Annotated in this window: 7 protein-coding genes; 3 read left to right on the plus strand and 4 right to left on the minus strand. The window is 65.9% G+C overall.

The genetic code is table 11. The features are described 5' to 3' along the window. Nucleotides 1–75 precede the first annotated feature (75 nt). Entirely contained in the window at nt 76–1,662 is a 1,587-nt protein-coding gene (locus tag CFB17_RS03920; RefSeq protein WP_165769411.1) for a 2-isopropylmalate synthase, read from the minus strand. A gap of 320 nt (nt 1,663–1,982) precedes the next feature. Beyond that, a complete protein-coding gene (locus tag CFB17_RS03925; RefSeq protein ID WP_088560085.1) occupies nt 1,983–3,038 on the minus strand; it encodes a glycosyltransferase family 4 protein in 1,056 nt (351 codons plus the stop codon). Nucleotides 3,039–3,389: 351 nt separating this feature from the next. Between CFB17_RS03925 and CFB17_RS03930 the strand changes: the two genes are divergently transcribed. After that, nucleotides 3,390–5,231 carry an ABC transporter ATP-binding protein gene (locus CFB17_RS03930; RefSeq protein ID WP_088560086.1) on the plus strand — a complete coding sequence of 614 codons (1,842 nt, stop codon included), beginning with the start codon at nt 3,390–3,392 and terminating at the stop codon, nt 5,229–5,231. A gap of 90 nt (nt 5,232–5,321) precedes the next feature. On the opposite strand, the gene CFB17_RS03935 is transcribed toward CFB17_RS03930, so the two are convergent. Then, nucleotides 5,322–7,529 carry a primosomal protein N' gene (locus CFB17_RS03935; protein ID WP_088560087.1) on the minus strand — a complete coding sequence of 736 codons (2,208 nt, stop codon included), beginning with the start codon at nt 7,527–7,529 and terminating at the stop codon, nt 5,322–5,324. 240 nt (nt 7,530–7,769) lie between these two features. Here CFB17_RS03935 and CFB17_RS03940 point away from each other — a divergent pair, with 240 nt between their 5' ends. Next, nucleotides 7,770–8,708: a tyrosine recombinase XerC gene (locus tag CFB17_RS03940; protein WP_243389716.1), complete on the plus strand. Its 939-nt coding sequence runs from the start codon at nt 7,770–7,772 to the stop codon at nt 8,706–8,708. Beyond that, nucleotides 8,705–11,626 (plus strand): AsmA family protein, encoded by a 2,922-nt coding sequence (locus tag CFB17_RS03945; protein ID WP_088560089.1) that lies wholly within the window; start codon nt 8,705–8,707, stop codon nt 11,624–11,626. The genes CFB17_RS03940 and CFB17_RS03945 overlap by 4 nt, the downstream gene beginning before the upstream one ends. A gap of 14 nt (nt 11,627–11,640) precedes the next feature. On the opposite strand, the gene fumC is transcribed toward CFB17_RS03945, so the two are convergent. Then, on the minus strand, nt 11,641–13,047 hold the full coding sequence (fumC, locus tag CFB17_RS03950; protein WP_088560090.1) for a class II fumarate hydratase: 1,407 nt from the start codon (nt 13,045–13,047) through the stop codon (nt 11,641–11,643). Nucleotides 13,048–13,117: the final 70 nt, after the last annotated feature.

The following is a 13,117-nucleotide window of genomic DNA, read 5'->3' on the forward strand; positions in this document are numbered from 1 at the left end:
AGGTTGACGGCTCTTGTTTTAATCTTGGATCGATCGCGCCGCGGGCCGTCCCAGGCGCGATCGATCTGGCTGGAGTCAGGCAGAGAGGGCGGCTGGAGCCGTGCGTTCGCGCTTCACCAACAGCTTGTTCAAGGCCGCGACATAAGCCTTGATCGAGGCGACGACGATATCCGTGTCGGCCGCTTGGCCGACCACGCTCTTGCCGCCCTCGGCCAAGCGGACCGTCACCGTCGCCTGGGCGTCGATGCCCTCGGTGATAGCGTTGATGGTGAAGACCTCGAGCTCCGCCTTGTGGGCAACGATCGACTGGACGCAGCGAAAGGCCGAATCGACGGGGCCGTCGCCGTCAGCACTGGCGACATGATCCTGACCGTCGACCTCGAGCACGATCTCGGCATGCGGCCGGCGCTTCGTACCGCAGACAATATCCAGATCCTTGATGCGGATGCGCTGGCTCTCGCCGGCGATCTCGTCGTCGACGAGGGCCACGATGTCCTCGTCGAACACTTCCTTCTTCTTGTCCGCCAGCGCCTTGAAGCGAATGAAGGCCTCGTTGAGGGCATTGTCGCCCAAAACATAGCCCAACTCTTCCAGCTTCTTCTTGAAGGCATGCCGTCCGGAATGCTTGCCCATGACGAGGCTGGTCTTAATGAGGCCCACATCCTCGGGCTTCATGATCTCGTAGGTCGCGGCATTCTTGAGCACGCCATCTTGGTGGATGCCGCTCTCGTGGCTGAACGCGTTGGCACCGACGATGGCCTTGTTGGGCTGCACCTTGAAGCCGGTGATCGCCGAAACCAACCGCGAGGCCTTCATGATGTCCTGGCTGACGATCCGGCTCTTGAAGGGCAGGAGGTCGCCGCGCGTCTTGAAGGCCATGACGACCTCCTCCAGCGCGGTGTTGCCGGCCCGCTCGCCGATACCGTTGATCGTGCACTCGATCTGGCGGGCACCCGCCTTGACCGCCAGGATGGAGTTGGCGGTCGCCAGACCCAGATCGTTGTGGCAATGGACCGAGAGGACCGCTTTGTCGATATTGGGCACGTTGTTCAAAATGGCCCGGATGAGATCGGCGAACTCCTCAGGATAGGCATAGCCCACCGTGTCCGGGATGTTGATGGTCGTGGCACCGCAATTGATCGCGGTCTCGACGCAGCGAAAAAGATAGTCGTGCTCGGTGCGCGATGCATCCATGCCGCTCCACTCGACATCGTCCGTGTAGCGTCTGGCGCGCGACACGCTGTCGATTATGCGCTGATGTACCTGCTCCTTATCGAGTTGGAGCTGGAACTCGCGATGCAAGGGAGAGGTACCGATAAAAGTGTGGATGCGCCGGCGCGCGGCGGGCTTCAGCGCCTCAGCCGCCCGGTCGATATCGCCGGCGGCCGCGCGCGCCAGCCCGCAGACCACGCTTTCCTTGATGCGCTTAGAGATCTCGTTAACCGCCTCGAAATCGCCCTCGCTGGCGATCGGAAAGCCCGCCTCGATGACGTCGACGCGCATGGCCTCGAGCGTCTCGGCGACGCGGATCTTCTCAGGCGTCGTCATCGAGCAGCCGGGCGACTGCTCCCCATCGCGCAGCGTCGTATCGAAGATGACGACATTGTCGTCGATGGCCTCACGGATGGAGGCAGCGGGATGGGCCTGGGTCTGGTTGGACATTTGGGTAGTTCCGTCAGATGCAAAATCGGGAAGAGCGAACGACGAACCCCTGAACGACGTCGCACGATCCTTGATCGTGCCGAGCGAGGCTCAGGGGCCGATAAGTCGAAGCTCTAGGAGCGCGGAGCGGATGCGAAGGGCAGCAAGGTTCAGGACCGCTTCGGCCCCTTCCCATCCCTGCCCCGTCCGCACCGGCATCGTCATCGCGCCAACATCACCCTTGCATCCGCCCTTTCGACCGACGTCGACAACGCGATGTCCGACTGAAGGCTTCCTTGAGGTACTGTTCCGTATGCACGATTATCGTGCTCTTGCCAAGCCTATTGCTTGGCACCCTGCAGCACCGGGCGCTTCTCCTCGATCAACCGGCGATAGACCTCGAGATAGTCCTCTGCCATGCGCTTGGCCGAGAAGCGTTCCTCGAAGCGCTTCCTTATCTGCGACCGTGGCGGCAACTGGTCGAGCTTCTTGACGGCGGCGGTCGCGGCTTCGACACCGGTGGCGATGTAGCCGGTCAGTCCGTCTTCCAGGACCTCGGGCACCGAGCCCGCCTTGTAGGCCACGGTCGGAATGCCGCAGGCCATGGCCTCGATCATCACGAGACCGAAGGGTTCCGGCCAGTAAATCGGCATCAAGAGCGCCTTGGCGCCGCTCAGGAACTCGGCTTTCTGGTGGTCGGCAATCTCGCCGATATACTCAACATGCGGCCGCTTGAAATGCTCGGCCACCTGTTCCTCGTAATAAGTGCGATCTGCCCGATCTATCTTGGCGGCGATCTTGAGCTTCATGCCGGCGCGATCGGCGATCTCGATCGCCTCGATGACGTTCTTCTCCGGCGCGATGCGCCCAAGGAAGGCCAGATAGTCTTGCGACTTCTCCACGGGCCTGAGCAGATCGAGAGGCAGGCCGTGGAGGACGGTGGCGACAAAGTTGGCCTGCGGCAGGGGTATCCGCTGCGAATTCGAGATCGAAACGATCGGCACGTCATTGAAGATCGTGTAGACAGGTTGCAGTTCCTCGAGATCGAGCCTGCCGTGCAAGGTGGTGATGAAGGGAACGTCCTGGCGCCCGAAAAGGGAAAAAGGCAGATAGTCCAAGTGGAAATGCAGGATGTCGAACTCGTGAGCGCGTCGATAGACCTGCTCGAAAAGATAGGCATGCGGTGCGTTCTGGTCGCCCACCTGCGAGAGACGCAGCGCCTGGGGCCACATGGGCTCGAGCTTGGCCTTGGTCTTCGAATCGGCACTGGCAAAAAGGGTGACATCGTGGCCCAGGGCCACCATCTCCTCGGTCAGGAACGACACGACCCGCTCCGTTCCGCCATAGAATTTGGGCGGCACAGCCTCGTAGAGCGGGGCTATCTGAGCGATCTTCATCCGTTTGCGTTCCCTTTGCGTGAGCGATCGTTGCCGGCTGGGCCCCATGTGCCGGACACCCTGCCATGGCGCAAGATATCCGCAACGTTTGAGGCGCGCGCTGGTTGCCAATACCGGGCGCAAGGGGATCGGGCGCCGCACTTGGCGAAAAGAAGTGTACAAAAACCTATCGAGATCACACCTGGCGAAGACACCATGGTGACGGATGGATTGCGAACCTGTAGCTAACAGGATCGATCTCAACGATGCGTTTTTGTGGTGGAGCCTTGGCTTGCCGATGATCGTTGGGTTCTGTGGTGAACCGGGTTCGGTTCCATCGCACGTCGTTGTTGATGAAGGAGCGACTCACGGATGATTGGCGGCGAGGACCGGCCCACCCAGGGTCGCCGGAGCGATGACCGCGCCGACGCAAGCGGGACGGATCTAACCCAGTTCGCCGGCCATCCCCTGCGCTTCATGCTCCATTATGTTCGCCGGCGGCCACGGGCGCATTTCTTCGTCTTGCTCGCGGTCCTGGCAGCGGTCGGCTGCTCGGTCGGCTCGCAATACGCCATCAAGACCCTGGTCGACGTGCTCTCGAGCCCGGATGCCAAGAGCCTGATCTGGTGGGCCTTCGTCTTCCTGGCCCTCTTGATCGCCGCCGACAATCTGCTCTGGCGCGTGGCCGGATGGATCGGCGCATCGATGTTCCCGGCCGTGACCGGTGATCTTAGGCGCGATCTCTTTGACCACCTCACGGGGCACAGCCCCCGCTATTTTGCCGACCGCTTGCCCGGCACCCTGGCCAGTCGCATCACGGCCACCTCGAACGCGGTCTTCCAGGTCGAGAACATGTTCTGCTGGAACGTGCTGCCGCCCTGTGTGGCCGTGATCGGCGCCATCCTGATCCTCGTCTCCGTCAACCCGCTCATGGGCCTGGGCTTGGTGGCGATCTCGGCCGCCATGGCGTTCATCATCGCCCGCCTCGCCATCAAGGGCGGCGGCATGCATCACGAATTCGCCGCCAAGGCCGCGGCCGTCGATGGCGAACTCATTGACGTCATCGGCAACATGTCGCTGGTCCGCGCCTTCGGCGCGATCGGTCGTGAGCGCCGGCGTTTCAGCCAGACGGTCGAGATGGAGGTGGGCGCCCGCGAGCGCAGCCTCAAATACCTGGAAAAGCTTCGCCTTCTGCATGCGATCATGACGGCAGGCCTCACCGCCGTCGTCCTCGCCTGGTCGATCATTCTCTGGGAGGCCGGCAAGGTGACGACCGGCGACGTCGTCCTGACCTGCACGCTGGGCTTTACGATCATGCACGGCACGCGCGACCTTGCCGTGGCCCTGGTCGACGTCACGCAGCATGTGGCAAGGCTGGCCGAGGCGGTCACGACGCTGCTTGTCCCGCACGACCTGCCAGACCATCCAAAAGCCACCGTTCTGGCCTCGAGGCGAGGCCAGGTGACGTTCGATCACGTCACCTTCAATTATCCGAACGGCGGCGAGGTCATGCGGGACTTCTGCCTCGACATCCCGGCCGGCCAGAAAGTGGGCCTGATCGGCCGCTCGGGTGCCGGCAAGTCGACGGTCATCGCCCTCCTACAGCGCTTCTACGATGTCGATGGTGGCCGAATCATGATCGATGGCCAGGAGATCAAGCTGGCAACGCAGGAGAGCCTGCGCGCGACGATCGCCATCGTGCCGCAGGACGTTTCACTCTTTCAGCGCTCGATCATGGAGAATATCCGCTACGGCCGACCGGACGCCAGCGACGAGGATGTCATGGAAGCGGCCCGTGCCGCCTCGGCCTTCAGCTTCATCGAAGGCCTGCAGGACGGGTTCGATACAGAGGTCGGAGAGCGTGGCACGAAGCTGTCGGGCGGCCAGCGCCAGCGTATCGCCATCGCCCGGGCCTTCCTTAAGGATGCGCCGATCCTCATCCTCGACGAGGCGACCTCGGCCCTGGACAGCGAATCCGAGTCGCAGGTGCAAGAGGCCCTGGAGCGGCTGGTCAAGGGCCGCACCGTCATTGCCATCGCCCACCGTCTCTCGACGCTGCGGAACTTCGATCGCATCGTCTCGATGGACAAGGGTCATGTAATCGAGGATGGCTCGCCGCTCGAGCTCATGCATCGTCCGGGCCTCTATCGCGAGCTACTCGATCTGCAGGCGGGACGCCAAGCAAACCCTAGTGACCCCCGCATTGCTGCATGACCGAGCGCATGCCGCTGCCCCGGCGCCCTCGCGGCGACCGGGCGATGACGGCTGGGCACACGGTCGCCCTTCTTTGGCCTGACCTACCGGCTAAAAGAAGCTCTGGGGGTCAATGTCGACGGTCAGCATGACCTTGGAGGAGAATTTCTGCGCGCCCAGCCAGCCGCGGAGATAGGCCTGCAGGTCGACCTCGGCCGACGCCTTGACGAGCAGGCGCTCGCGCCACCGACCGCGCAGGAGCGCTATCGGCGCCTGGGCCGGCCCCAAGACCCGGATGTCGGGATCAAAGGGTGCCGCCCGCGCCAGCTCACGCGCGGCCTTTTCCACCAGGGGTCGTTCGGGACCTGAAAGGATCAACGCGGCAAGGCGGCCCAAGGGCGGCATGCCCGCCTCCTGGCGCTCGGCCAGCTCGACTTGAAGGAAGCGGTCGCGGTCGCCAGACGCCAGCGCCTGGAGGACGGGATGGTCAGGGACATGGGTCTGGACGAGAACACGGCCGGCCCGGGCCTCGCGTCCGGCCCTGCCCGCCACTTGGTAAAGGAGCTGGAAGGTACGCTCCGAGGCGCGAAGGTCGCCGCCGGCCAGGCCCAGATCGGCATCGATGACACCCACGGTCAAGAGATCGGGAAAATGATGGCCCTTGGCCACCATCTGCGTGCCGATCAGAATGTCCACTTCGCGGGCGGCCATGGCCGCCACCAGAGCCTCGGCGGCATTGGCCGTGCCGACGGTGTCGCTCGTCATGACGGCGATGCGGGCCTCGGGCAGCAGCTGGCGCACCTCCTCGGCGACCCGCTCGACGCCGGGGCCCGAAAGCGCCAGCGAATCCACCGTGCCGCAGGAAGGACAATGCGCCGGCTCGGGCATGCCATAGCCGCAATGATGACATTGCAGCCGCCGCCGCAGGCGGTGAGCCGTCAGCCAGGCCGAACAATTGGGGCAGCGGAAGCGGTGGCCGCAGGCGCGGCAGAGCGCCAAGGGCGCGTAGCCGCGACGATTGAGGAAAAGGAGCGACTGCCCATCGCGCTCGAGCGTATCCTGGAGGGCCTGGCGCAAGCGGACTGAGAGAAAAGCGCCGCGCGGCGGTCGCTGGCGCCGCAGATCGATCAGTTCCAGGGCGGCCGCGGGCGCGGTACCGTGGCGGGCCGGCAGGTGCAGATGCCGCCAATTCGCCTCGGGCTCCACGTGGCCACCGAGACCGGCCGCAAGGATCGTCTCCAGCGAGGGCGTGGCGCTGGCCAGCACGATCGGGCATCCCTCGATCGCCGCCCGGCGGATCGCCATGTCGCGGGCGTGGTAGATGCCGCCCTCCTCCTGTTTGAAGCTCTGGTCGTGCTCCTCGTCGACGACGATGAGGCCGAGGTCGGTGAGGGGCAGGAACAAGGCCGAGCGGGCGCCGACGACGACCTTCGCCTGGCCGCGCGCGATCCAGCGCCAGCGATCGCGTCGCTGCGCCGAAGTCAGGCCCGAATGCCAGGCGACCGGCACCTCGCCGAAGCGGCGGACGAAACGCTCCAGCCACTGCGCGCTCAGCGCGATCTCGGGCAGAAGCACCAGGACCTTGCGCCCGGCCCTGAGAGCGGCCGCCACCGCCTCGAAATAGACTTCCGTCTTGCCCGAGCCGGGCACGCCGTCCAGGAGCGCCACGCCGCTCTTGGCCTCGACCATCGCCACGAGCTCGGCCGCCGCTACCTCTTGCTGCGGATCCAGGGCCAAAGGCGGCCGCTCGGGGTCGGGCGACGCCGGCCCACCGTCGGTGTCGACCTCGACCGCTTGCAGGAGACCGTCCAGGGCCAGCTGGCGCAAGGCCGCCGCCGAGGCCTTGGCGCGCTTGCCGAGCTCGGCTGCCACGATCGGCGCCTCGCCCGGAACCTCGCCGACTGCCGCCAGGACGCGTGCTGTCACGATGCTGGGCTTGACGGGCATGGGCGCGGGACCACGCCGGTAGGCGAGCTTCAAGGGTGCGGGGGCCAGCGCACTCGTCGAGGCGATGGCGAGCCGCAATACCTGACCCAAGGGGGTCAGCGTGTGGTCCGCCACCGTCTGCATGAAAGCAAGGAGCGTCGGTGGCAAGGGCGGTGTGTCCAGCACCGTCTGGACGCTTTTAAGCCTGGCGGTAGCCACCGGACGCGGGCTGCGCCTGGACCAGACGATGCCCAGCAACTCCCGCGGACCGAAAGGTACGACGACGAAGCTGCCAGGCGACGGCGCATCTCCGTTGGCGAGAAGATAGTCGTAGGGCTGATCGAGCGGCAAAGGCAGCAGGACCGGAACGATGACGGGTACCGGGAACGCCATTCTCTCTCCAGGCAATGACGTGCTGGCGATACCATGCGGGACCGGCCTTGACCTAGGGTATGCTGGCCGATCTTTGGCTGTGACCGCTCCCCATGCACACAGCCAAGGCGCGCAAAGGGCGACCAAATCGCCACGCTCGTACCACCATCGCGCAACCCTGCCCGCCGTTCGCGCTTCCGTCGACCCCGACGATCCGCTAACCCTTCAGGAACCTCCTTGTCTTAATGAGAGGAAATTCCTTTGCTGCTTTTGCATGCCGCCGACGATCTGGCCCAGCTGGCAAAGGCCTGGCTGGACAGCCTGCGGCATGAACGACGGCTCTCGCCCCGCACGCTCGCGGCCTACCAAAGTGACCTCGCCGATTTCGTCGGCTTCATGCAGGAGCATCTGGCCGAGGAGGTCAGCGTGGCGTCGCTGATGGCGTTGCGACCGGCCGATTTTCGCGCCTGGCTGGCAAAGCGGCACAATGAGGGGCTGGCCAAGAGCTCGACGGCGCGCTCGATGGCCGGCGTGCGCGGCTTCTTCGCCTGGATGGACAAGCGCCACGGGCTGCACAATCCCTCCTTGAAGGCAATCCGCACTGCCAGTTTCCGCCGGCCGCTGCCGCGGCCGCTCGCAGCCTCGCAGGCGATCGCGGTGACGGAGATGGCGGGCGATCTTGGCGCTACGGGCTGGATCGCCGATCGGGACCGGGCGGTCCTGGTCCTTCTCTATGGCGCGGGGTTGCGCATCGGCGAGGCGATCGGCCTCGATCGGCGGGCCGTGGGCGTCGATCCCACGGCCCTGGTCGAGCTCAGGGTCGTCGGCAAGGGGCAAAAGGAGCGCATCGTCCCGATCCTGCCGGTGATCGCCGCCGCGATCGCGCAATATCTTGCGAGCTGCCCCTTCGTCCTGCCGGCAGATGGCCCGCTTTTCGTCGGGGCTCGCGGCGGTCGCCTCCAGCCTTCCCTGGTGCAAGCCCAGATGCGCCGCCTGAGGCAGCATCTGGACCTGCCCGAGACGGCGACTCCGCATGCGCTTCGCCATAGTTTCGCAACTCACCTGCTCAGTGCCGGCACGGATCTTCGCGCGATCCAGGAACTCCTAGGTCACAAGAGCCTGTCGACCACCCAGATCTATACGGCCGTCGACGGCAGCCGCCTGCAAGCGGTCTTCGCCAAGGCCCATCCACGCGCGTGAGAACGTTCCTCTGGTGCCTCGGCCTGCTTCTTGGCCTCGCCGCCTGCGGGATCGCGGCCCTGCCTCTGGTGATCGACAAGGACGCCATCCGCGATATCGTGCAAGCGCGGGTCCAGGCACGCTTTGGCCAGGACCTGACCATCGAGCATGGCCTGTCCTTGCGCCTCCTGCCGACGCCTGTCCTCTCGCTGCATGACGTGCGCTGGACAACGACGCTGGAATCGGGCGCGCCGATCGAGCTCGAGGCACCGCGCGTCGACCTGCATCTCTCGCTTCTGCCCTTGCTGCAGGGCCGCATCGGCATCGAACGACTGACCGTGCAGCGGCCGGATCTCGAGCTCGGCCAATTGGCGCCGCTCGACCTGCTGCGCTCGCTTGCCGACACGATTGCCAGGACAGACGATGTCGACCGCGTGACGATCGAGGATGGGCAGATCCGGGCACCCCTGGCCCTCAATGTCGGCGACGTGCCCGGCAACAACGAGGCGCAAAGCGAGAATGCCGATCTGGCCGAACGCCAATTCCTCTTGGATTCGATCGTTGGCGATTTGTGGCTGGACCGGGCCACAGGTGCGATCGAGGCCAGGATGAGCGGGGCGCTGGCGGGGCAGCAACTGGATGCCGAGGTTTCGAGCGTGCTACGCGTCGCCCCCGGCGTTCCCATACCCTTTCGCGGCCGGCTGCGGGCGTCGGGTGACCGCCTCGACATGCGATTTAGCGGCAGCGCCACGGCGCAGCCGTCGGGCCTCGGCGCCGAGCTCGACCTGGATGGGAGAGCCCCGGACCTTGCGGCTCTCGTCGTCTTGCTAGAGCCGCTCCTGGACGACTCCTGGGCTGCCGCCGACTTCCCGACCGTAGATACGCGCCTGAAGGCGCATTTCTCCATGGACCCAGCGGGCTGGCGCCTGAGTGACATGGCCTTGGCCCTGGCTGGCACCAGCATGACGGGCAGTCTAGGTCGCGCCTGGAGCGATGGCGGACTTTCGGTCGATCTCGAGGCGGCACGACCGGACTTGGCTGCTGGCGCGCCCTTGCGGCACATTCAGGCGGGGCCGATTGGCCGGGCATTGGCCGCGATACCGGCACAAGGCACCTTGCGCGTGACCGACCTTGCCTGGGGTGGCCAGACCCTGCGCGAAGTCAAGACGGGCTTTGCCTGGACGCCCAATGGCACGCTGACGCTGGAGGGCATGAGCGCAACGCTGCCTGGCAATAGCCGGTTGGACCTCGCCGGCACGTTGAAGGATCGCCAACTGCAAGGGCGGGTGACTTTGGCCACGGCGGATCTGCCTGCACTTTTGGACTGGCAGGGACTGAAGCTGCCGGGGCTGCCAGAGGGTCGGCTGCGCATTGCCTCCATCGAAGGCGCCATTGAGGCGGACTCCGAGCACGCCGTCGTCGAGGGCGCGCGCCTGCGGCTGGATGCCGCCCAGGGCAGCGGTCGGCTCGAATGGCGATTTGGTCAGCCGGGCACGCTCAACCTGCAGGCCGCACTCGACCGGCTGGATTTCGCCTTCTATCGGTCCCTCCTGCAATCAGCACCGGCCGGCTTCGGCCTCGACCTTTCGATCGACCGAGCAAGCCTGGATTCAATCGGCCTCGGCCGGGTCCACCTGGTGATCGACGGGATCAAGGGACAGCAGGAGCTTAGCGCGCTGACGATCGAGGACGCGGCCGGACTGCATCTTGCCATCGGCACGCCGGAGGCGGATGGCGCCCAGGCGGTCAGCCTGGCGGTCGACCGGCCTGCCCGCCTGGCCGCTGCCTTCGGCCGGGACCGGCTGGCGGACCTCCTGGTACGCGCCAGCGCCCTCGCCTTTCGTGGCTCGCTTCGTCAGGATGGCGGGGCGATTCGCCTGACGCTTGCGGGTGGACAAAGCTCTAGCGGTCCTGCCGGCTGGCAGGCAGATATCTCCGCCGAGGCGGATGCCCTGGCCGATCTTGGGCGTGCGCGACTGAACCTGGCGCTTCGTGCCCCTACGGCGGCAATCCTGCTGGACGAGTTCGGCGCGCCTGTCGCAGCACTCGGGCCAGGCAATGTGCTGGCGACGGCGCCGCTGGAGGCCAATCTCGCTGTGACTCCGTCCGAGACCGGTTCAGGCCGGAGCCTGGAGACGTCGCTGACCCTTGGGCCGATGACCGAACCGACCCGTCTTGTCAGCCATGCGCCGCTCAGGCTCGAGGAAGACGACCAAGGGCGCCTGACCGTCACCGGCGGCCTCGATCTTGTCGACCTGGGTCCGGCGGGACCGCAGATGCTGCGGCTGGCGGCGGCATCGACGTCCCTGCCGACCGGCCCGGCCGCAGCATGGCTGGGAAGCTGGCCGACCAGCACCTTGACGGTCGATTGGGAGGACCTGCCTGTGCTGGCGCTCGGTCTCGACGGCGTCGCCAGCATCAAGACGCTGCGGCTTGGCCCCGAGGGGCTGGCGATCGAGGGCATGGACGTGCCGCTCATGGAGGGTCGCCTGGGCGGCGGTTTCCAGGTGACGCCGGACGACGGTGCCGGACTTGCGCTCGCGGCCGATCTGCGGCTTCGCGCCGTCGAGGCACGCTCGCTTCTGGCCTCGGCCGACCTGACGGAGGCCCTTGCCGGCCGCATCGACCTCGACATGAGCCTCAAGGCAAAAGGCCCGACGCTGGCAGCCCTCGTCGCCAGTACCGAGGGCAAGGGGCACGTGGACGGCGTGGATGGCACGCTCCTCCTGGGTCCGGAGGCACCCGTTTCCTATGGCGGGCTCGTCGGCGGCATCCTGCTCAACCGGGGCATTCTCAGCCTGCAGGAAGGCGGCCTGGCGCTGGGCGGGGAACCGCCTTTGCCGCTCTCGGCCCGAATCGACCTGCCGGCCTGGCTCCTCGATCTGAAGCTGGGAGATCGCGAGGTGAGCGGAACGCCCAGGAGCGCCTACCTGCAATAGGCGCTCCCGCGGATTCAGTCGGAGGGGCCCAGCATCTTTTCCGGCCGCACCCATTCCTTGAACTCCTCGGCCGTCAAAAGGCCCAGCGCCATGGCGGCCGCCTGGAGGGTCGTCCCCTCTTTATGCGCCTTCTTGGCGACCTTGGCGGCATTGTCATAGCCGATCTTGGGATTAAGCGCGGTCACCAGCATGAGGCTCTCATGCAGCAATTTCTCGATCCGCTCCCTGTCCGCTTCGATCCCGCTGACGCAGTTCTCGACGAAGCTCCGGCAGCCATCGGCGATCAGGCGAATGGAGTGGAGGACGTTGTGGATGATGACCGGCTTGAAGACGTTAAGCTCGAAATGGCCGTTGGCGCCGGCCACCGTCACGGCCACATGGTTGCCCATGACCTGGGCTGCGAGCATCGTCAGGGCCTCGCACTGGGTCGGGTTGACCTTGCCCGGCATGATCGAGGAGCCGGGCTCGTTCTCCGGCAGCTTCAATTCGCCAAGGCCGCATCGCGGCCCGGAGCCCAAAAAGCGGATGTCGTTGGCGACCTTCATGAGTGAGGCCGCGATGGTATTGAGAGCACCGGAGAGCTGGACCAGCGCGTCGTTGGCGGCCAGTGCCTCGAACTTGTTGGGAGCCGTGACGAAGGCCAGGCCCGTCAGGGCCTCCATCTCGGCGGCGAACGCCTCGGCGAAGCCCTTCTTGGCGTTGAGGCCGGTGCCGACCGCCGTGCCGCCCTGTGCTAGCTGCAGGATGCGCGGCATCGCCGCCTCGACCCGTTCGATTCCGTAGGCCAGCTGGGTGGCATAGCCGCTGAACTCATCGCCGAGAGTCAGGGGCGTCGCATCCTGCGTGTGGGTCCGGCCGATCTTGATGATGGACGCGAACTCGGCGGCCTTGGCCTCCAGCGCGTCCTTCAGTTCCTGCAAGGCCGGGATGAGATTGGTCGCCACCTCCTGGGCGGCGGCCACGTGCATGGCGGTCGGGAAGGTGTCGTTGGAGGACTGGCCGCGATTGACGTGGTCGTTGGGATGAACCGGCGTCTTGCTGCCTCGCGGCGCGCCCAAAAGCTCGTTCGCCCGGTTGGCGATGACCTCGTTGGCGTTCATGTTGGTCTGTGTGCCGGAGCCTGTCTGCCAGACCACCAGTGGGAAGTGCTCGTCGAGTTCGCCGTCGGCCACCTGACGGGCGGCGGTCTCGATCGCCTCACCGACCTTCGCATCGAGTTGGCCAGTCCGGACATTGACGCGCGCCGCCGCCAGCTTCACGAGGCCCAGTGCATGGACCAGCGGTAGAGGCATCCGGTCGCCGCCGATCTTGAAGTTCTGCAAGGAGCGCTGCGTCTGCGCGCCCCAATAGCGTGACGCCTCGACCTCGATCGGACCGAACGTGTCGGTCTCGGTGCGCGTCTCCGCGGGCTTCTCGCTCATCGCCTCTCTCCGCTTCGCCTCAAGCGCGGGCTCACCCCGCTGGCTGCGGACAAATGACGCATGCGGAAGG

The organism is Arboricoccus pini, from assembly GCF_900187945.1.
Lineage (GTDB): Bacteria > Pseudomonadota > Alphaproteobacteria > Geminicoccales > Geminicoccaceae > Arboricoccus > Arboricoccus pini.

Bases quoted from the DNA above. Each gene is read 5' to 3' on its own strand.
- CFB17_RS03925 (WP_088560085.1), bottom strand. From the start codon at position 3,038: ATGAAGATCGCTCAGATAGCCCCGCTCTACGAGGCTGTGCCGCCCAAA.
- fumC (WP_088560090.1), bottom strand. From the start codon at position 13,047: ATGAGCGAGAAGCCCGCGGAGACGCGCACCGAGACCGACACGTTCGGT.
- CFB17_RS03930 (WP_088560086.1), top strand. From the start codon at position 3,390: ATGATTGGCGGCGAGGACCGGCCCACCCAGGGTCGCCGGAGCGATGAC.
- CFB17_RS03935 (WP_088560087.1), bottom strand. From the start codon at position 7,529: ATGGCGTTCCCGGTACCCGTCATCGTTCCGGTCCTGCTGCCTTTGCCG.
- CFB17_RS03920 (WP_165769411.1), bottom strand. From the start codon at position 1,662: ATGTCCAACCAGACCCAGGCCCATCCCGCTGCCTCCATCCGTGAGGCC.